General features: G+C 50.7%; 16 protein-coding genes and 1 pseudogene. 11 read left to right on the top strand and 6 right to left on the bottom strand.

What is annotated here, in order from left to right:
* Position 1 precedes the first annotated feature (1 nt).
* From pseC to pseI, 5 genes are read left to right on the top strand one after another with little or no spacing between them, the layout of a single operon-like run.
* Positions 2–1,147, top strand: a complete 1,146-nt coding sequence (pseC, locus tag BZG76_RS05225) for a UDP-4-amino-4,6-dideoxy-N-acetyl-beta-L-altrosamine transaminase (RefSeq protein WP_077460488.1) — start codon at positions 2–4, stop codon at positions 1,145–1,147.
* 3 nt (positions 1,148–1,150) lie between these two features.
* Positions 1,151–1,855, top strand: coding sequence for a pseudaminic acid cytidylyltransferase (gene pseF, locus BZG76_RS05220; protein WP_077460396.1), 705 nt, complete (start codon positions 1,151–1,153; stop codon positions 1,853–1,855).
* Entirely contained in the window at positions 1,852–2,946 is a 1,095-nt protein-coding gene (gene pseG / locus BZG76_RS05215) for a UDP-2,4-diacetamido-2,4,6-trideoxy-beta-L-altropyranose hydrolase (protein WP_077460395.1), read from the top strand. Before pseF ends, pseG begins: the two co-directional genes overlap by 4 nt.
* Positions 2,937–3,515, top strand: a complete 579-nt coding sequence (gene pseH / locus BZG76_RS05210; protein ID WP_077460394.1) for a UDP-4-amino-4,6-dideoxy-N-acetyl-beta-L-altrosamine N-acetyltransferase — start codon at positions 2,937–2,939, stop codon at positions 3,513–3,515. The genes pseG and pseH overlap by 10 nt, the downstream gene beginning before the upstream one ends.
* Positions 3,499–4,548: a pseudaminic acid synthase gene (gene pseI / locus BZG76_RS05205; protein ID WP_077460487.1), complete on the top strand. Its 1,050-nt coding sequence runs from the start codon at positions 3,499–3,501 to the stop codon at positions 4,546–4,548. Before pseH ends, pseI begins: the two co-directional genes overlap by 17 nt.
* Positions 4,549–4,633: 85 nt before the next feature.
* On the opposite strand, the gene icd is transcribed toward pseI, so the two are convergent.
* On the bottom strand, positions 4,634–5,884 hold the full coding sequence (gene icd, locus BZG76_RS05200) for an NADP-dependent isocitrate dehydrogenase (RefSeq protein WP_077460393.1): 1,251 nt from the start codon (positions 5,882–5,884) through the stop codon (positions 4,634–4,636).
* Between the two features lie 139 nt (positions 5,885–6,023).
* Here icd and BZG76_RS05195 point away from each other — a divergent pair.
* From BZG76_RS05195 to BZG76_RS05175, 5 genes and pseudogenes are all read left to right on the top strand, one after another.
* Positions 6,024–6,656: pseudogene (locus BZG76_RS05195) on the top strand (pseudouridine synthase); the annotation flags it as partial.
* Positions 6,657–7,079: 423 nt separating this feature from the next.
* Positions 7,080–8,189, top strand: a complete 1,110-nt coding sequence (mnmA, locus tag BZG76_RS05190) for a tRNA 2-thiouridine(34) synthase MnmA (protein WP_077460486.1) — start codon at positions 7,080–7,082, stop codon at positions 8,187–8,189.
* A gap of 13 nt (positions 8,190–8,202) precedes the next feature.
* Positions 8,203–8,847, top strand: a complete 645-nt coding sequence (gene hflD, locus BZG76_RS05185; RefSeq protein WP_021022328.1) for a high frequency lysogenization protein HflD — start codon at positions 8,203–8,205, stop codon at positions 8,845–8,847.
* Positions 8,848–8,872: 25 nt separating this feature from the next.
* The gene (purB, locus tag BZG76_RS05180; protein WP_077460391.1) at positions 8,873–10,240 is read left to right on the top strand and encodes an adenylosuccinate lyase; all 1,368 of its coding nucleotides are present in this window, start codon (positions 8,873–8,875) and stop codon (positions 10,238–10,240) included.
* 109 nt (positions 10,241–10,349) lie between these two features.
* The gene (locus BZG76_RS05175) at positions 10,350–11,498 is read left to right on the top strand and encodes a ribosomal protein uL16 3-hydroxylase (RefSeq protein ID WP_077460485.1); all 1,149 of its coding nucleotides are present in this window, start codon (positions 10,350–10,352) and stop codon (positions 11,496–11,498) included.
* A 16-nt stretch (positions 11,499–11,514) separates the two neighbouring features.
* Here the strand turns inward: BZG76_RS05175 and BZG76_RS05170 are convergent, their stop codons facing one another.
* From BZG76_RS05170 to BZG76_RS15330, 5 genes are all read right to left on the bottom strand, one after another.
* Positions 11,515–13,626: a methyl-accepting chemotaxis protein gene (locus tag BZG76_RS05170; RefSeq protein ID WP_077460390.1), complete on the bottom strand. Its 2,112-nt coding sequence runs from the start codon at positions 13,624–13,626 to the stop codon at positions 11,515–11,517.
* A gap of 146 nt (positions 13,627–13,772) precedes the next feature.
* The gene (gene oppC / locus BZG76_RS05165; RefSeq protein WP_077460389.1) at positions 13,773–14,684 is read right to left on the bottom strand and encodes an oligopeptide ABC transporter permease OppC; all 912 of its coding nucleotides are present in this window, start codon (positions 14,682–14,684) and stop codon (positions 13,773–13,775) included.
* A 10-nt stretch (positions 14,685–14,694) separates the two neighbouring features.
* The gene (oppB, locus tag BZG76_RS05160) at positions 14,695–15,615 is read right to left on the bottom strand and encodes an oligopeptide ABC transporter permease OppB (protein WP_021022324.1); all 921 of its coding nucleotides are present in this window, start codon (positions 15,613–15,615) and stop codon (positions 14,695–14,697) included.
* A gap of 153 nt (positions 15,616–15,768) precedes the next feature.
* On the bottom strand, positions 15,769–17,439 hold the full coding sequence (locus BZG76_RS05155; protein ID WP_077460388.1) for an ABC transporter substrate-binding protein: 1,671 nt from the start codon (positions 17,437–17,439) through the stop codon (positions 15,769–15,771).
* 601 nt (positions 17,440–18,040) lie between these two features.
* Positions 18,041–18,205, bottom strand: a complete 165-nt coding sequence (locus BZG76_RS15330) for a hypothetical protein (protein ID WP_158009963.1) — start codon at positions 18,203–18,205, stop codon at positions 18,041–18,043.
* 779 nt (positions 18,206–18,984) lie between these two features.
* On the opposite strand from BZG76_RS15330, the gene BZG76_RS05150 reads away from it, so the two are divergent.
* Positions 18,985–19,557, top strand: coding sequence for an LON peptidase substrate-binding domain-containing protein (locus tag BZG76_RS05150; RefSeq protein ID WP_077460387.1), 573 nt, complete (start codon positions 18,985–18,987; stop codon positions 19,555–19,557).
* Positions 19,558–19,716: the final 159 nt, after the last annotated feature.

The raw sequence follows: 19,716 nt of genomic DNA, 5'->3' as shown, positions 1-19,716 counted from the left end.
GTTGATCCCATACGGAAAGCAGCATCTTAGCGAGCAAGACTATGCCGCTGTGCTTGAGGTGCTAAAAAGTGATTATCTGACGCAAGGCCCGCAAGTTCCGGCTTTTGAAGCCGCCGTCGCCGAACTCACCGAGGCTGCGCATGCGGTCGCCGTTAATAGCGCCACATCTGCCCTGCATCTGGCTTGTCTGGCGTTAGGACTGGGCCCAGGCGATCGTTTATGGACCTCTCCCATCACCTTTGTCGCGTCAGCCAATTGTGGCCGATACTGTGGTGCTGAGGTGGACTTTGTCGATATCGACCCGCACACACGTAACCTATGCTCCCAGCAGCTCGCGAAAAAACTGGCGCAAGCGGCCGCTACTCACAGCTTGCCCAAAGTGCTGGTGGTGGTGCATATGGCCGGTGCCAGTGCGCCAATGGCCGAGATTGCCGCGCTCGCCAAACGTTATCAGGTAGCCATTATTGAGGATGCATCACATGCGATGGGCGCCTACTATCAACAAGCGCCGGTGGGTGGATGCCAGTACAGCGATATTAGCGTGTTTAGTTTTCATCCAGTCAAAGTGGTCACCGCGGGAGAGGCAGGGGTTGCCACTACCCAAAATGCCACATTGGCGAAAGCGCTGCGCCAGTTGCGTAGCCACGGGATCACCCGTGACGCAGAAGACAGCCACGCAGCCTTGCCGCCTTGGGGTTATGAGCAGCATGCATTGGGGATGAACTATCGCCTCTCGGATATTCATGCCGCGCTTGGCCGTTCACAATTAACCCAGCTTGGTTCCTTTATCGCCAGACGGTTTGCACTCGCCGAGCGTTACCATCAAGCGCTGGCGGATTTGCCCGTCAAGCGGCCCGTTTTAGATCCTGAGTCGGCATGGCATTTGTATTTGATTGAGCTTGAGCACGCCGATACACGCCGCGCCGTTTTTGAGGCAATGCGTGCGCAAGGCATTGGCGTGAACGTGCACTATATTCCTGTGCATACGCAACCTTACTATCAGGCACTGGGCTTCCAACTCGGAGACTTCCCGCTCGCCGAACAGTATTACGCGGGCGCACTCACTTTGCCGCTTTACCCCGATTTAACCGAGCAACAGCAAGACACAGTGATTGCTGCGCTACAAAAAGTCATTGAGGACGCGTGACCGATGAATGTATGTATTATTCCCGCCCGTGGTGGCAGCAAACGCATTCCGGGCAAGAATCTCAAACTGTTTAACGGTGCGCCCATTATCACTTATGCCATTGCGACAGCGCGTCAAAGTGGGCTATTCGATCGCGTCTTGGTTTCCACCGATTGCGACGACATTGCTAATGTGGCGCGCGATGCAGGGGCTGAAGTGCCTTTTGTACGTCCCGCCGAGATTGCCGGTGATCACGCCACGACCTTGGATGTGCTTGAGCATGCGATCCAGTGGCTCAACCCGTCGCCACAGCAAACGCCTTTGCAAGCGATATGCTGCCTGTATGCTACCACTCCCTTTGTCACCACGGATGACTTGCGCCAAGGCCTAGCGTTACTGGACGGCGACACCGTCAAATACAGTTTTGCCGCCACCCGCTACGCCTTTCCAATTCAGCGCAGTATTCATGTCGATGCCGATGGCAGTGTCAGCATGTTGTGGCCCGAGCACTTCACCACACGCTCCCAAGACTTACAACCGGCGTACCACGATGCGGGGATGTTTTATTGGGGCACGCCAAGTGCGTTTTTAGCGCGCGAGCCGGTTTTTGCGCCCCACTCGAAAGCCGTGTTGATCCCTCATTACCGCGTGCAAGACATTGATGAGCCGGATGACTGGCTACGCGCTGAGCTAATGTATCAACTGTTGAAACAACAAGCCTTGCTATGAGCCATATTGCCATTCGAGTCGATGCCTCCCAAGCGATAGGTACCGGGCACGTCAGCCGCATGCACGTGTTGGCTAGCATGCTACAAACGTCGGGTCATCAGGTAACCTTGGTATGTCGCGACTTGCCCGGCAATTTGATAGCGGTCAGCCATGAACAAGGCTTAACGTTGGCGGTGTTGCCTGCTCCCAAAAACTCGCTTAGCAACACCGACTGGCTTGGTGTGAGCCAGCAGCAAGATGCCGAAGAGACAACCGCATGCGTGGCTAACCAGACGGTGGATTTGATGGTGGTGGATCATTACGCCCTCGATGCCCGCTGGGAGCAATCAATTCACACCCAATTAGGCTGTCCGGTGATGGTGGTCGATGATTTAGCCAATCGGCCCCACGATTGCGCGTTTTTGCTCGATCAAAATCCTTGGCCTGACTTAACTACGCGCTACGCGTCACAGCTTTTAAACCCACAGACCCGATGCTTATTGGGGCCAGACTATGCACTATTGCGTCCAGCATTTGCCGCCTTACATGAGTCTCCGCCGCCGCGGGAAGATAAGGTAATCGCCTTTTTCTCCGGCACGGACCCGACCGGTGAAAGCCGCAAGCTCGTGGACGCGGTCAAACACCTAGAAGCCGTTCAACACCTAGAAGAAGAGCAAAAGCTCGATAGGCTGCCTTTCTCGCTATTAATTGTCACCGGCCGGCGTAACCCAGACCGCGATGCATTGTGTAAAGAGCCTGTCCCCGATGGGGTTAGCGTGGTGGAAGCACTGTCGGACTTTGATGCCCACATGGCACGGGCACGCTATGCGTTTGGGGCGGCCGGTGTGACCGCCATTGAGCGCAGCTGCTTGGGGGTCCCGAGCACCTTGGTGTGTGTGGCGGAAAACCAACACGCCATGGCCGAGTATCTCGCCGGACAACCGGGCTATCAATACTTAGGACGCGGTGAGCACACCCGCTGGCAAGATTACGCGTCTGCACTGCAGCACCTTGCGGCAAACTGGTATCAGCTTCCTACTCTGCCAGCGATCACCGATGGAAAAGGCGCAGAGCGCGTGGTCGCGGCCTTGGAGCATGACTTATGCAACTAATTTTTAAAGCGGTGAGTCACGCGGACAGTGATACCTTATGGCATTGGCGCAATCGTCCCGCTGTTCGCCAGTTTATGTACACTCAGCATGAAATTAGCCATGATGAGCACAAGGCATGGTTCAGCCATATGCTTGCCAACACGCACCGTTATTTCTATATCGTCTACAAGCGCGTAGACAGCCAACCAAACACCCCGCTTGGCGTGGTCAACCTTGACCTCGATAGCGAGAATAGGACAAGTGCGACCTGGGCTTTTTATGCGGCGCCGGATGTGCCACGTGGCAGCGGTGCGCTCATGGAGTTTGGCGCATTAAGCTTAGCGTTTGAGACCTTGGGTGTGACCCAGTTGAACTGTGAAGTGCTCAGTCATAATCAGGGGGTGGTTCGGCTACATCAACGCTTTGGCTTTCGTGAAACGCCGCAAAGTCGGCAACGCACCTTTTCCCTGCCTGAGGGAAAAACCGTCGAGATTGTGTGCCTGTCTTTGTCCGCTGATGAGTGGCAGCAAGGCGCCAGCGCCCTTCAAACCAAACTGAATATCGATGCGGTTTATGAACAACGACATTAAGATTGCAGGCCGTTTTATCGGTCCCCAGCATCCTCCCTATATCATTGCCGAAATGTCGGCCAACCATAATGGTAGCCTTGAGCTTGCCAAGCAAACCATCTCCATGGCCAAAGCCTGCGGTGCCGATGCTGTGAAAATGCAAAGCTATACCGCCGATACCATTACCCTTGATTGCGACCACGATGCGTTTCAAATCAAAGGCGGACTGTGGGATGGTTATAGTCTCCACCAGCTATATCGCTGGGCACAAACCCCGTTTGAGTGGCACAAGCCGTTATTTGATCATGCCAGAAAAGAAGGTGTCACCTTATTCTCCTCCCCTTTTGATTGCTCAGCGATTGACTTGCTCGAAGATCTTAACGCCCCCGCCTATAAAATCGCCTCGTTCGAGGCGATTGACTTGCCCTTGATTCGCTATGCCGCGCAAACTGGTAAACCGATGATCATCTCAACCGGCATGGCTGACGAGACAGAGATTGCCGAGGCGGTGGCGACCGCCCGAGATAACGGCTGTCGTGAGCTAGTGTTGCTTCATTGTATCAGCGCCTACCCCGCGCCGATGGAACAAAGCCATCTGCGAACCATTCCAACCTTAGCCAGCCGCTATCAAGCATTGGCAGGTTTATCCGATCATTCGCTGACCAATACCGCCGCGATCGCAGCCGTGGCACTCGGCGCGTGCGTGATTGAAAAGCATGTGATGCTCTCTGAAGACTCGGGAGGGCCAGATGCCGCTTTCTCGCTTACGCCACCTGCACTCAGTGCGCTTTGCGAGCAAACCCACGCGGCGTGGCAAGCGTTAGGAGAAAGCGCCCTCACCACCCGAGAGGCCGAAGCAAGCAACCGTCAATTTAGGCGCTCTTTGTATGTATGTCAGGATATCGCGCCCGGAGAGAAACTAACGGCGGATAATGTGCGCAGTATTCGTCCTGGCTTTGGGTTGGCGCCGAAACACTATGATGCGGTGCTCGGAAAACGAGCGACACGCGCGTTAACCAAAGGCACCGCGTTGTCGTGGGAGGATATAAACTGATTGTCTAAGTGGATCATTCCAGAGACCACAAACAAAAAAACCCGGCGAATGAGCCGGGTTTTATCATCGTGCGATAATACTATTATTACATTTGCGCGATCATATCGTCTGCAAACTCAGAGCACTTACGTAAGCTCGCACCTTCCATTTGACGCTCAAAGTCATATGTCACAGTTTTGTTGGCGATGGTTTTTTCCATTGATTTGATCACCAAATCAGCGGCTTCAAACCAGCCCATGTGACGCAGCATCATTTCTGCTGACAGGATAAGCGATCCTGGGTTTACCTTGTCTTGGCCCGCGTATTTTGGCGCCGTGCCGTGGGTGGCTTCAAACAGTGCCACACCGTCACCAATGTTGGCACCTGGGGCAATACCAATACCGCCCACTTGTGCTGCGAGCGCATCAGATACGTAATCACCATTCAAGTTCATGGTGGCAATCACATCATACTCTGCAGGGCGCAACAGGATTTGCTGCAAGAAAGCATCTGCGATGGAATCTTTGATAATGATTTCTTTACCGGTTTTTGGATTTTTCATCGTCATCCACGGACCGCCATCAAGCAACTCGGCACCAAACTCTTTATTGGCTACTTCGTATGCCCAATCTTTAAACGCCCCTTCGGTAAACTTCATGATGTTACCTTTGTGGACGATGGTCAGTGAGTCGCGATCGTTATCGATGGTGTACTCGATAGCCGCACGAACCAGGCGCTTGGTACCTTCTTCAGAAATCGGCTTGATACCGATACCGCACTGCTCTGGGAAACGGATTTTGTTGGCACCCATTTCTTCGCGCAGGAATTTAATCACTTTATCGGCTTCTGCGGTGCCCGCTTTAAACTCGACACCCGCGTAGATGTCTTCTGAGTTTTCACGGAAGATCACCATATCGGTATCTTCTGGCTTTTTCAGAGGGCTAGGAACGCCAGTGAAGTAACGTACCGGACGCGCACAAATGTAGAGATCGAGCTCTTGGCGAAGGGCCACATTCAGAGAACGAATACCACCGCCAACAGGCGTTGTCAGTGGGCCTTTAATCGCCACTTTGTATTCACGAATAAAGTCGAGTGTTTCAGCCGGTAGCCATTGATCATCACCGTATACCTTGGTGGATTTTTCACCGGTGTAGATTTCCATCCATGAAATCTTACGCTCACCGTCGTAGGCTTTAGCAACTGCGGCATCAACAACTTTGATCATTGCAGGGCTAACATCCATCCCGATGCCATCCCCTTCAATGTAAGGGATCACAGGGTGGTTAGGGACTACCAGTTTTGTGCCGTCGAGTGTAATTTTTTCACCTTCCGCCGGTACAACTACTTTACTTTCCATTTTAATCTCCTAGCGTCCATTTGTTATCTTTGTGTAAGATGCGCAACGAGGATACTCGAATTCATACAACACGCCAAACAGATTATTACGTGTATAATACCAAAGTCTCATTTGCCGTTTAATCTATTTGACAGCCCGTATGCCATATAAATCCCGCTCTCAGCCAGCGTCAAAGGCTGTTTCAAACACCACTGCCAAATCATCTCAACACGCACAGGATTCACGCGCGGCGGCGATGACCACTAAAGTGATACTTGTTAACAAACCTTATAACATGTTGACCCAGTTTAGCGGTGAGCCCGGTGACAGCACATTAGCCGACATCGTCTCCGTAAAAGACGTGTACCCGGCCGGTCGACTCGACAAGGACAGCGAAGGCTTGCTGGTGCTCACCAATAACGGTGCCTTACAAGCCAGATTAACCCAGCCTTCATCTAAATCTCCCAAAACCTATTGGGTCCAAGTGGAAGGTGATCCCAGCGATGAGGCGATTCAAGCGCTTTGCGACGGTGTGGAGCTAAAAGATGGTCTAACGCTACCCGCTGAGGTATCAAAAATGGCGTCACCCGCCGTGTGGGAACGCCATCCTCCGGTACGCTATCGCGCCAACATTCCCACTACCTGGCTAAAGGTGGTGCTGAACGAGGGGCGAAATCGACAAGTACGCCGGATGACTGCCCATATTGGCCACCCGACGCTGCGCTTGATTCGCGCCCAACTCGGCGCCTGGCAGCTGGATGATTTGCAACCGGGCCAATGGCGTGAGGTCGCGCCCCTGAAAGGCTTCGAGCAGTTCATCCCTAAACCCAAAGGGCCAAAAGGGAAAGCACCGTGTGGGCGCACTCGCTCGTCCAAGCGCGCACCGTTGAAGAAGGCTCGATAAAGCCAAGCTTCCACAGCAACTGTCGTCATCGCTCTGAGATTGGATACCACGCATAAACACGCCGTGAATCCATCCCTGGAGGCTCCGCCGCGCCATCCATGGCGCGGAGGGTCTTTGCGCGGCACCCAATCACAGACTATGTCCGCCATTGATATTTAATCGCATCAACATAAGCTGCATCGGTCGCCGTCAACGCAACCATCTATCTACTTTAGATAACGGTTAACGTGTGAGCCTTATCACATCTGTATCCGGCGATTTGATTCTGTTAAACTCAGCGTCCGTTTATTGATAGCAGCATTTGTGATCACCATGTCAGATAACAGCAGCAAAAAAGTGATTGTCGGAATGTCCGGCGGTGTTGATTCGTCCGTTTCTGCCTACTTGTTGAAACAACAGGGTTATCAGGTCGAAGGCCTGTTTATGAAAAACTGGGAAGAAGATGACAACGAAGAATACTGCTCTGCTGCAGAAGACTTGGCCGATGCGCAAGATGTCTGCGATAAGTTGGGCATTGAGCTACATACCATTAATTTTGCCGCTGAGTATTGGGACAATGTGTTCGAGCATTTTTTGACCGAGTACAAAGCAGGCCGTACGCCGAATCCAGATATTCTGTGCAATAAAGAAATCAAATTTAAGGCATTTCTCGAGTTTGCCGACGAAGTGCTAGACGCCGATTATATTGCTATGGGCCATTATGTGCGTCGATCTTTCCCCGACAATGGTGAAAAAGCACAGATGCTGCGTGGCCTTGATAGCAATAAAGACCAAAGCTACTTCTTATATACACTCAGCCACGATCAGATTGCACGTAGCTTATTCCCAGTCGGCGATCTCGAAAAGCCACAAGTGCGCCAAATTGCCGAAGAACAAGGCTTGGTGACCGCAAAGAAAAAAGACTCCACTGGGATCTGCTTTATTGGTGAGCGCAAATTTACTGACTTTTTATCGCAGTACTTACCCGCGCAACCGGGGCCCATCGAAACGACCGATGGCGAGAACATCGGTGACCACCAAGGCCTGATGTATCATACCCTGGGCCAACGTAAAGGTTTAGGGATTGGCGGATTAAAAGGCGGTAACGGTAGCGAAGCGCCCTGGTATGTGGTCGATAAAGACGTTGAGCGCAATGTACTGATTGTAGGTCAAGGCCATGATCATCCACGCTTATTCTCTGCAGGCTTAATAGCAGCCCAATTACACTGGGTCGATCGCGAGAATGTGACCGAGACACGCCGTTGCACAGTCAAAACCCGATATCGTCAACACGATATATCATGTACTATCACGCCTGTTGATAATGACACCATAAAAGTGACATTCGACGAGCCGCAAATTGCGGTCACCCCTGGCCAATCCGCTGTTTTTTATGACGGCGACGTGTGTTTAGGTGGTGGTATTATCGAGCAACGTATTTAAGGAGCCGTGATCAGTGGCAGAGACGATTTATGATCGCACCCTCGCTTTTGCGAGCATTTGTCAGGCAGCGAAACTGGTGCAAGATGTGTCCCGTCAGGGCTATTGTGACCAAGACGCGCTCAGTACCAGCTTAAGCAGCATCGTGATGACGAACCCGTCCTCGACGCTCGATGTGTTTCGCGGTGAGGTCGGTAATGTCACTGGCGGCGGTGAGTCAGGGCTCCATTTAGGCTTGGAAGCGCTGATCAGCCAGCTGGATAATAGCAGCAACGGTAGCGAGCTAATGCGTTATCTGATCAATTTGCTCGCCTTAGAGCGCAAGCTTGCCAGCCGTCGTGATGCCATGGCGCAATTGGGCGATCGGATCGAAACCATCGAGCGCCAATCGAGCCACTTTGATCTGCTTGATGAGCAAATGATCAGTAATCTTGCCAGTATTTATCTCGACGTCATCAGCCCACTGGGCCCGCGTATTCAGGTTTCTGGCGACCCGCAACACCTACAACAAACCGGCGTGCAACATCGTGTGCGTGCCCTCTTGTTATCTGGTATCCGTAGTACCGTACTATGGCGCCAAGTAGGCGGTAAACGCCGACATCTCATTTTTGGTCGTAAACAAATGGTTGAGCAGGCCAAAACTATTCTAGCCCGTAGCTAATCAGATTGAACTCAGGAGACATAAAATGGAACTGTCAGCGCTGACTGCTGTTTCCCCGGTCGATGGCCGATATGGAACGAAAACGATTGCGTTACGATCGATTTTCAGTGAATTTGGATTGCTAAAGTATCGCACCATCGTTGAAATCCGCTGGCTGCAAAGCTTGGCAGCCACTGACAGCATCAAAGAAGTGCCTGCATTTAGCGATGACGCCAACGCCCTCCTCGATCGGATTGCCGCTGAATTTGATGAGCAAGACGCCGCCCGAATCAAAGAGATTGAGCGCACCACTAATCACGACGTCAAAGCGGTTGAGTACTTTTTAAAAGAAAAAATTGCTCAACACTCAGAGATTCATGCGGTTAGCGAGTTTATTCACTTTGCCTGTACCTCGGAAGATATCAATAACCTATCTCACGCACTGATGCTTAAAGAAGCGCGTGATACGGTGATCTTACCGGAAATGCAACAGCTTGCCGATGCAGTTAAAGACTTGTCACAACAGTTCCGCGATGTGCCGATGCTCTCTCGCACCCACGGCCAACCGGCGTCGCCGTCGACCATGGGTAAAGAAATGGCGAACGTTGCCTACCGTATGGCGCGTCAGATTAAGCAAGTCGAAAGCACTGAAATCCTCGGCAAAATCAATGGTGCAGTGGGTAACTACAACGCCCATTTGTCGGCCTACCCAGAGATTGATTGGCACGCCTACAGTGAAGCTTTTGTCACTTCGCTCGGTATCGACTGGAACCCGTACACCACTCAAATTGAGCCACATGACTACATTGCTGAGCTCTTTGATGCCGTGGCGCGTTTTAACACCATTTTGATCGATTTTGATCGTGATATCTGGGGCTATATCGCGCTGGGTCACTTCAAGCAAAAAACGGTTGAAGGTGAAATTGGCTCGTCGACCATGCCACATAAAGTCAATCCGATTGATTTCGAAAACTCGGAAGGTAACCTCGGCCTAGCGAATGCAATTTTCTCTCACCTGGGGCAAAAGTTGCCGATTTCTCGCTGGCAGCGTGATCTGACTGACTCCACCGTGCTGCGCAACTTGGGCGTGGGTGTAGGCTATACCTTGATTGCTTATGCCTCGACCCTTAAAGGGATCAGCAAGCTAGAAGTCAACCAAGCCGCGCTAGAAGCCGAGTTGGATAAGAACTGGGAAGTGCTTGCCGAACCGATTCAAACCGTAATGCGTCGCTACGGCATTGAAAAGCCGTACGAGAAGTTGAAAGAGCTCACGCGCGGTAAACGGGTGGATGGCGAAGGCATGCGTGCTTTTGTTGATGGCCTCGACTTACCTGAGCATGAAAAAGCGCGTCTTAAGCAAATGACTCCTGCCAATTATATTGGTGATGCGGTCAAGCTCACTGACAAACTTTAAGCAAAACGTTCTCATACCTCACGGCCTCCATTGGGGGCCGTTTTTTATCCCCCTCGCACCGCCCCGCTCAGCGCGTTATACTGCCGCAAATTTCTTAACCTGTGATGCTATGTATCAGTTTCAATTTTCCATTGCCGACTTTATGTCCACCTATTGGCACCAAGCGCCTACCGTTATCCGTCAAGGCTTTATAGACTTCGAGGATCCCATCGACCCAGAGGAAGTCGCAGGCTTGGCGATGGAAGCCGATATTGATTCTCGCATGGTGACACACGCGAATGGTCAATGGCAGGTTGCCCACGGACCGTTTGAGGATTTTAGCAACTTTCCTGATACTCACGCGCAACTGATTGTTCAGGCAGCCAACCACTGGCACCCAGGCGCCCGCGAGTTAGCCAGTGCCTTTTCGACACTGCCTCAGTGGTTATTCGACGATCTTATGGTGTGCTATTCCCAGCCGCAAGGTGGCGTGGGACCCCATATCGATCAATACGATGTCTTTATTGTTCAAGGGCAAGGGCGTCGTCGCTGGCGCGTTGGGCCGAAAGGCGATTATCAAGATGCCAATCTCGAGACCGGTCTCAAGCAAATTACTGGCTTTGATGCCATTATCGATGTCGAACTAGCCCCTGGCGATATTCTTTATATTCCACCCGGTTTCCCGCACGAGGGTGATACCCTAGAACCTTCGCTCAGTTACTCGATTGGTTATCGATCGCCAAAAGCGCGCGAGCTACTCAGTAGCTACGCGGATCAAGTGATTGTTGATGAAGCGGGCGATAACCACTTCCATTGGCCCGCCATGCCAGCGCAACCCGATGCGCCAGCGGCACTCGACCCACAACATCTCGCCCAAATGGATGAGATGATGATGGCATTAATGCAGGACGAAACCCGTAAAAAGCGCTGGGTTGGCGAGTTTCTCTCTCAGGCTCGACACGAGCTCGATTTGCTCAGCCCCGATCCGCAGTGGCAGCCTGATAGCCTCAAAGCCGCCATGCAAGAGGGTCTGTGTTTAGAAAAACTCAGTGGCTTACGTGCTTTTTATCACGCTGATCAGTCAGAAATAATTTTTATGCTCGGTGAAAGCTTTGACTTACCGGAAGGCTGTGAGTCACTGACGCCTAAGCTGTGCAATCAGCGTTTTATCGATTGGGAAATGCTCGGTGAAGCCGCTGAAAATAGCCTATTTTGGCCGATGCTCACGCTGTGGGTCAACCGCGGCTACTGGTATCCTTTAGACGAGGCACCAGAATAACCGCGGATCACCAAGGTTAGACTTTAAACTGGGCCGTTAGCGCACGCTGACGGCCAGCCAGAGCCTCCAATTGACTGGCTATACTCGCCGCCGATTCCGCATGCGACAAGAGTTCATCACTGCGCTCACGAATATGGGTCACGTTTTGCGTCACGTCGCCTGACACCGCACTTTGTTGTTCCGCCGCCGCGCTAATTTCACTGTTAAGCCCCATCATGTCTTGCATCGCAGTACGAATTTGGTCCAAGCTCGCCACCGTCTCTTGTACCTTTTCAGCGGTATCATCCGCTAACTGGTTCCCATCATGAATCGCTGCTACCACTGATTGCGCGCCGGACTGCAACGAATCAATCACGGTACGGATCTGGGTGATTGATTGGTTAGTACGCTGTGACAGTTCACGCACTTCGTCAGCGACTACCGCAAACCCGCGCCCTTGCTCACCCGCACGCGCCGCTTCAATCGCCGCATTTAACGCCAGCAGATTAGTTTGTTCAGACATGGTATCAATCACGGTTAAGATTTCAGTAATGTCCTGACTACTCTTTTTCAGGGCTTGTGCATCCTCGGTGGCGCCATTAAGCGTCTCGACTAAACGCGCCATGGCTTGCGACGATCCCGTGACGATGGCTTCACCCTTCTCAGTAGCGGTGTTGACCGCGGTGGCCGCAGTCAACGCCGATTCAGTATGGCTGGCAACCTGTGAGGCAGTTTGCGTCATCTCTTCTGATGCTGTCGCCACTGCATCCAAGCTTGATACTTGCTCACGGCTACCATCTCGGGTTTGCGCGGCCACACGGGCGGCTTCTTTGGCCGTATGTTCCGCTTCTTCAACGCTATTAATCACATTCGCCATAATAGGCTGCAGCTTATCGAGGAAGCGATTAAAGCGCCCCGCCAGTACCCCAATTTCATCACGATTTTTAAGCTGGATACGCTGCGTGAGATCGCCATCGCCGTCGGCAATCTCTGCCAAACGTTCTGCCAGTAGCTTCAAGGGTTTAACGATTTGGCGCGCCGCGAATCCGGCGATAACCAAGGCAAGCAGGGTTGCCACAACCCCTAAGCTACGTTCTGTCCACGCGGCTTGACTGCGTTGCGCGGTAATTTGTTGGCTTAATTGGTTTGCCTCAGAGAATAAGACCTCTTCCGGCAAGGTGATCAGAGCTCCCCACGTGGTGCCTGGCAAAGCAATCGGCACATAGGTCATCAACTGGCTTTTTTGCCACACGGTCTGTGGTTGACCTTCGGTCAGCCACCCACCCATGTTATCGGGCGCCGACGGCAAATCATCGACCTTCCCTCCCGTTGCTTGCGAGTTATCCGACGCGACTACTCGCCCACCTTGGCTTAGTACACTGACATTGCCCGCACCATCGAACAGGGCTTTATCTGCCTCTGAGATCACTGACTGTAAGCCGCCAAGCGCAATATCAATGCCTAGTACCCCCAGCACTTGTCCATCACGCATCAGCGGTGAGGAAATGGTGACACTCATACTGCTGCCCGCTTGTTTGGGCGCAGATACACAAGCGGCGCCTTGGCTCAATGGGCACTGATACCAATGATTCGCTGCTTGCCCGTTGTCCTTTTTATCGCCGTTGTTAATTTGTTTCTCACTGAGTACGGTACCTTGCAGCTCGGTATCCCGCTTTTGCCAGCGGCTGGCAAAACGCCCTGCGGCATTGGCGCCCCGTTCTGTATCGAGCTGATAAAAGTCATCTTCTTGATCGAGCGCGTTGGGCTTAAACACCACGAACGCGGCTTGCACCGTATCGAAGTTCTCCACTGAGCGCCGCACCAGCTCATTGATTGAGCCGCGAAGCTCACCACTGTCGGTAAAATTTTGCTCAGCGTTATATTGTAGGTAAACCACACTTTGCGCCAACATTTGCGCACGGTACACCGCTTCATCCAACGAGCGTTGAACATGCGTCGCTTGCACTTGGGCTTGGCTGGTCGCGAGGCGCTGGGCGGCACTGCGCAGCGTTTGGGTACTCGCTTGCCCGACCGTTTGCTGAAACTGGTTATTAACGTATGTTGAGAAGGTTAATAATGTCACCGCGGTTACGGCAACACACACACTGGCCACCAGGGTGACCTTCCATTGAATTGAGAGGGATCGCATGACAGCTCCTTTGTCACTCTATCGATAGCCACCACTGCTATCGATTCTCATCCTTGAAACACGCATTTAACAGTAACAAAAAAGCGCAGAAAATAAATCTGCGCTTTTTTTCTTATTACGTTTTTTACGACGCCAAAAGCTGTCGATTATCTATCTTTTGGATCCAGCGCATCACGCAAACCATCACCGACATAGTTAAAACAGAATAGCGTCAGCACCATAAAGGTCGCTGGGAACAGCAGCTGCCAGATTGCTATTTCCATCGTTTGTGCCCCTTCTTGTAGCAAAGCACCCCAGCTGGTCATTGGCTCTTGCACGCCCAGACCCAAGAAACTGAGGAAGGATTCGAACAAAATCATGTTCGGCACCAACAAGGTCGAATACACAGCGACAATCCCTAATACGTTCGGCACGATGTGGCGGGTAATAATATGACGTGTGCTCACCCCTGAAACATGCGCCGCCTCAACAAATTCTTTACTGCGTAAGCTGAGCGTTTGACCACGAACGATACGGGCCATATCCAGCCAGGCAATACAACCAATCGCCACAAAGATCAGTACGATATTCCGACCAAAGAAGGTCACCAACACAATCACGAAGAACATGAATGGAATCGATTGTAAGATCTCAACCAAGCGCATCATCACCGCATCGGTACGGCCGCCAATAAAGCCAGAAGTTGCACCATATAGTGTACCAATCAGGACGGCGACAAAGGCCCCCATGACACCAACCATGATCGATATACGCCCGCCCATCATGGTACGCGTAAACAGATCTCGCCCAAGGGCGTCAGTGCCAAACCAGTGGCCATCAAGACCCAATGTCGGGGCCGCATGGATGGCGTACCAGTCGGTCGCATCATAAGCATAAGCACTCAGGGACGGACCCAATAGAACACTCAAACCAATAATGACAAGGATCACCAAGCTGGCCATCGCGGCTCGGTTACGTTTAAAGCGTATCGCTGCATCCTGCCAAAGGCTTCGCCCTTTTACATCCACTTCTTCTGCGAAGTTTTCTAGGGCGTCAATGTTTTCTTTTTTCGTCAGCATCATGTCACCCCTAGTAACGGATCTTAGGATCGATATACGCAAGTAGGATATCGACAATGGCGTTGAAAAGAATGGTCAGCGTCCCGATTAAAATCGTACAACCCAGTACCAGTGAATAGTCACGGTTAAACGCAGCGTTAACAAATAGCTTACCGATGCCAGGTAGCCCAAAGATGGTCTCGATCACCACCGAGCCGGTAATAATCCCAACAAAGGCTGGCCCCATATAAGACACCACCGGCAACATCGCTGGCTTAAGCGCGTGCTTGACAATAATGGTCGGGTAACTCAACCCTTTGGCGCGTGCAGTACGAATAAAATTACTGTTCAGGGTTTCAATCATGCTGCCACGGGTCACACGCGCAAACGTGGCAACGTAGAGTAACGACATGCCAATCACGGGGAGCACCATAAAGTGCCAACCTCCCCCTTGCCAGCCACCGGCCGGTAACCAGCCCAAATTAATGGCGAAAATATAAATAAGCACAGGCGCGAGCACGAACGATGGCATGACCACCCCGAGCATCGCGGTCGACATAATGGTGTAGTCAATCCAGGTGTTTTGTTTCAGCGCGGCAATGGTACCGATCGTGACCCCAAACAGCAGGGTGAACACAAATGCTATCGCGCCGATTTGCGCCGAAACAGGGAGAGAGCCAGCAATCAATTCATTAACGCTATAGTCAATATATTTAAACGAGGGACCAAAATCCCCTTGTAAGATATTGCCTAAATAGGTGGTGTATTGCTCAAACACGGGCTTATCTAAGCCGTATTTGGCATTAATATTTTCCATCACCGCCGGGGGCAATGGACGTTCACTTGAAAAAGGGTTGCCAGGCGCAAACCGCATCAAGAAGAAGGAAACAGTGATTAAGACCAACAGCGTTGGGATCGCTTCCAATATTCGCTTCGCGATAAATTTCAACATAGCTCTACCGTCAACATTAGCTCTTGCATAAATACGAGCTGTTCCATGTTAGTTAAGCATCACAGCAAACGCTGCCTTGGGCATTTCCACAAACAGCGAAACCATCAAGGGAGTCGTAATAAACGACTCCCTTACTTAGCCGTGAATCAGGGATTACTCCGCTTTGATGTAAAGATCTTTGGAGAAGATCTTTTCTTCCGCGTTATTGGCTGGGAAGCCACCGACTTGGGGGCTAAGCAGACGCGCTTTTACATACTGATAGATTGGCGCAATCGGCATGTCTTTCGCCATTTGTGCTTCTGCATCAAGGTATAGTTTGCTACGTTCCGCCTCGTCTGTCGTGGTCATCGCTTTTTGCATGATAGCGTCATAAGCTTGGCTATCGTAGTGCACACCACCTGAGGTATTGGTGCTTCGCATTAAGCTGAGGAAGGTCGACGCCTCGTTGTAATCACCACACCAGCCGGCACGGGCCACGTCAAAGTTACCCTCGTCTTTGGTGCTTAGGTAGGTTTTCCACTCTTGGTTGTTCAGATCGACAGACACGCCGAGCTTGTCTTTCCACATTTGACCAATCGCAACGGCCAGTTTTTTGTGGTTTTCACTGGTGTTATACAGCAGTGAGAAATCAAGCGGATTATTTTCACCAAATCCTGCCTCTTTAAGCAAACGCTTAGCTTCTGCATCACGCTCTTCTTGGGTCATTTTGGCGTATTCTGGCAATTCAGGCTCAAATCCGGCGGTGATCTCTGGTGTTAAGAAATACGCCGGTTTTTGGCCCTGACCCAGTAAAGCGTCAGTGATTACATTGCGATCAATGGCATAAGACAATGCTTTACGGATGCGGACGTCATCAAAAGGTTCACGCTTGGTGTTAAAGATGTAGTAATAGCTACACAGGTTACCCACGATAGAGAGATCGTCTGGATGCTCGCTTTTCAAACGACGGAAATGCTCATTGGGGATCTCGTAAGTCATATCAATTTCACCGGCCAAGTAGCGGTTCATTTCTGCGACTTGGTTTTCAATCGGCAAGAAAGTGACTTTGTCGAGTGTGGTATTGTCGTTATCCCAGTACTGCTCATTACGCGTTAATTCGATACGCTCGTTGATTACCCAGTTATCGACCACAAACGCGCCATTACCAACGAAGTTTTCTGGTTTGGTCCACTGATCACCATGCTTTTCTACAGTCTCTTTATGGACTGGCTTCATGGTGGTGTGACCCATCATTTTCACCAAGTACGGAACCGCTGAGTCAAGCGTGATCTGTAACGTGTGATCGTCGAGTGCTTTAACCCCTAAGGTGTCTTTATCTTTTTCACCTTTGATGATGGCTTTGGCATTCTCCATGTGGGTATAACCCAGATACCATGAGTAAGGCGACGCCGTCATTGGGTCAGCGACACGTTTAAAGCTGTATTCAAAATCTTGTGCAGTGACGGGATCGCCGTTTGACCATTTGGCTTCATCGCGCAGGTAGAAGGTAAAGACTTTGTTATCTTTGTTTTCCCAGCGCTCAGCCACACCAGGAATCACATTACCGTCGGCGTCTTGGTTAACCAGACCTTCGAGTAAGTCACGAATAACATGTGACTCTGGCACGCCTTGGGTTTTATGTGGATCGAGAGAAGCCACTTCCGCCCCATTACCACGAACGAGCTCTTGTACATCAGCAAGTTGGGGTTCACCGGCGGCGGTTTCAGTTTTTTGTTCAGGGGCTGTTTGGGAGGTTTGTTTTTGCTCAGGCTCACTGCATCCTGCGAGAGCCAGAGAAAGGCTAGCGCCCATAAAAAGGGTTCGGGTGATCGTGTTTAGCTTCATCGTGTAACTCCATAACAATCGCTATTGCATCCATGACAATCGTCGCAGCCAGCGGGAGCATCCATTTGCACAACTCTAGAAGTTGTACTACGCCGTGCTGCGCGACTAAAGGCAAAACATTACCAATCAATACTGTGTTTTGCCATAAACCTGAAGTATTTTGCCATAAAATGAGATTAAAAACTTATCTTTCACTACACTTAAGTCACATAAAAAAACGTTCAGCTGGTAAGACAAGGCAAATTTAGCGCTTTATTCATCACCAGTAACAAAAAACGGTACAAATTGCTGTTTATACTGAATCTGAGGACTTTGAGGCTAAGACTTCACTGGCTTACCGTTTAGAAAGCACACAAGCCTCTACCGAACACTTTCACCTCAGTGACTTTAACTGGCAAACCACATCAATGTTAATCAATTGTAACGACGATAATAAACGCTATTTGTCAAAAAAACTCAACATAAAAGCGCACGTGTGATGTCAGACAGGTATCAAGGTCACAAAATCGATGGTATTTCAGGTGACCGCTGCGGGAGGGTATTTGCGGTGTCATTATCTCTGTATAGCCAGCGTCAAAACGCTGGCTATAAGTGATGCCTGTTACTTTTTGGCCTCATCCGGGGTAAATGTCGGACTTTCATCAGGCGAGTGATCATGCGCCTGATCGTTGAGGGCATGGTGTTCCTCGCGGGCCTTCTCCATCTCCGGCATCACATTGTTCAACATCTCTTTCATTTTCTTATTGCTATAGCGCTTGTGTTTCATTGTGTCCTCCTGAACGGATCAGTGTTTGGCACAGTCACACAAAGTAATCATAAACTAGGTAATCACAAACTAGGCAATCACAACCTCGATTGCGTTTTTATTACTTTGGTATAAACCGCTTGTGCAATTTTTAAGCTACACCCTTGTCTCCAAGAAAGCAAAAGATGATCATGTTAGCGATTGCATCGACACGAGCCTGATGATGGTCATCTCAACAGCCACGCGGTTATCGGCGTTTTATCAACCAAATTTAAGAAGATTAACTGATAATAATTCGCTTTTTAGAAGAAATACCAATATCGACCACTTTTTAACCAGATTATCTTGTTATTCATTGCTATCTCCCCCATCCTTGTACAAGTGGTGAGACGTTCCCTATCACCACCTTATTTTTCTTCCGACAAAAGAGTGACAAGCAAGACTATGAGACCACAAAGTTCAACCTCGCGCCCCCTGTGCGCACGCGTTCGCCATGGTTACAATCCATACAAAGGAAAAAAACCTCAGGTTAATCGCTAACGCGGTGTTGAAGTGACGATGCGTCAATCTAATAGCCTCCCATGTTGGAGGCTATTTTTTTAATTGCACAATACGCGATTGCACAATGCAGGCCATGAAGCGGATTTGCATTGCAAATTGCGATTTATTCAACCGTCGATTATGGCTTAAGCCGCTAGAAACGTGCCAACCCCCCGATACAGTTGAGTTTTAAAAAGTAGGCACCCCTTTTGCAGTATCTAGATTATTAGACCAAACCATTGCTCACCAGGAGGTGTACCATGGGACAATCAACACCCATTCTGTTCAACGATCGCCATATATTACCGGGTGGACGCATTCCACTCCGGATCCCAACCGGGGAAGCGTTGCAAACACTGGTCTTTGCCTTAAAACACGGTCTGCCTTTGGGAGTATGTATGGCAGAAAGCCAGGCTCAGCGTCAGCATGTCAATATTGGTACCTTTATCGAGATTGAAGATTACACCCGCAGTCAGGAAGATGGATGTTTGGTTGTTACTGCCCGCGGCATTGCGCGTTTTGCGATTCGAGCGTTAAACCACCAGCATGATGAGATGTTATTCGCGACCGTGAGTCCACTCCCTCGCTGGCCTGACTGCCACGTCGATAAGCAAAGCGAACCACTAGTTGAGCGCTTACAATCCATGTTTGAGCGCCACCCAGAGCTACAAAGCATGCATCGTGAGGCAGAGTTCTCCAATTTAACTTGGTTATGTCAACGCTGGTTAGAGCTGTTACCGCTGCCAACCGATGAAAAACAAGCATTAATGGCCAATAACTCTTGTGTCGCTACACGCGATTACCTACTGAGTATGATGCAGGATCCTCACTAGATAGAGGACGATGCTTTCTGTGCTGCCTTGCCAATTACGCCCATTTTTCTGTCTTTTTAGGGTGAGGGATAATGCGCTGCGTTATCCCGTTTTTTCACTTTTTATCGTACTTTTCTTCTCCTGCTCACATTTTCGCACCAAGCGTTTCTTCTTAATTCG

It is taken from the genome of Salinivibrio sp. AR647 (assembly GCF_001995415.1).
In the GTDB taxonomy this organism is placed as follows: Bacteria; Pseudomonadota; Gammaproteobacteria; order Enterobacterales; family Vibrionaceae; genus Salinivibrio; species Salinivibrio costicola.
This window is presented reverse-complemented; position numbering and strand designations above follow the sequence as displayed.

Bases quoted from the DNA above. Each gene is read 5' to 3' on its own strand.
- pseI (WP_077460487.1), top strand. From the start codon at position 3,499: ATGAACAACGACATTAAGATTGCAGGCCGTTTTATCGGTCCCCAGCAT.
- mnmA (WP_077460486.1), top strand. From the start codon at position 7,080: ATGTCAGATAACAGCAGCAAAAAAGTGATTGTCGGAATGTCCGGCGGT.
- BZG76_RS05175 (WP_077460485.1), top strand. From the start codon at position 10,350: ATGTATCAGTTTCAATTTTCCATTGCCGACTTTATGTCCACCTATTGG.
- BZG76_RS05170 (WP_077460390.1), bottom strand. From the start codon at position 13,626: ATGCGATCCCTCTCAATTCAATGGAAGGTCACCCTGGTGGCCAGTGTG.
- BZG76_RS05155 (WP_077460388.1), bottom strand. From the start codon at position 17,439: ATGAAGCTAAACACGATCACCCGAACCCTTTTTATGGGCGCTAGCCTT.
- BZG76_RS15330 (WP_158009963.1), bottom strand. From the start codon at position 18,205: ATGAAACACAAGCGCTATAGCAATAAGAAAATGAAAGAGATGTTGAAC.
- pseH (WP_077460394.1), top strand. From the start codon at position 2,937: ATGCAACTAATTTTTAAAGCGGTGAGTCACGCGGACAGTGATACCTTA.
- BZG76_RS05150 (WP_077460387.1), top strand. From the start codon at position 18,985: ATGGGACAATCAACACCCATTCTGTTCAACGATCGCCATATATTACCG.
- icd (WP_077460393.1), bottom strand. From the start codon at position 5,884: ATGGAAAGTAAAGTAGTTGTACCGGCGGAAGGTGAAAAAATTACACTC.
- oppB (WP_021022324.1), bottom strand. From the start codon at position 15,615: ATGTTGAAATTTATCGCGAAGCGAATATTGGAAGCGATCCCAACGCTG.
- pseF (WP_077460396.1), top strand. From the start codon at position 1,151: ATGAATGTATGTATTATTCCCGCCCGTGGTGGCAGCAAACGCATTCCG.
- oppC (WP_077460389.1), bottom strand. From the start codon at position 14,684: ATGCTGACGAAAAAAGAAAACATTGACGCCCTAGAAAACTTCGCAGAA.
- purB (WP_077460391.1), top strand. From the start codon at position 8,873: ATGGAACTGTCAGCGCTGACTGCTGTTTCCCCGGTCGATGGCCGATAT.
- pseG (WP_077460395.1), top strand. From the start codon at position 1,852: ATGAGCCATATTGCCATTCGAGTCGATGCCTCCCAAGCGATAGGTACC.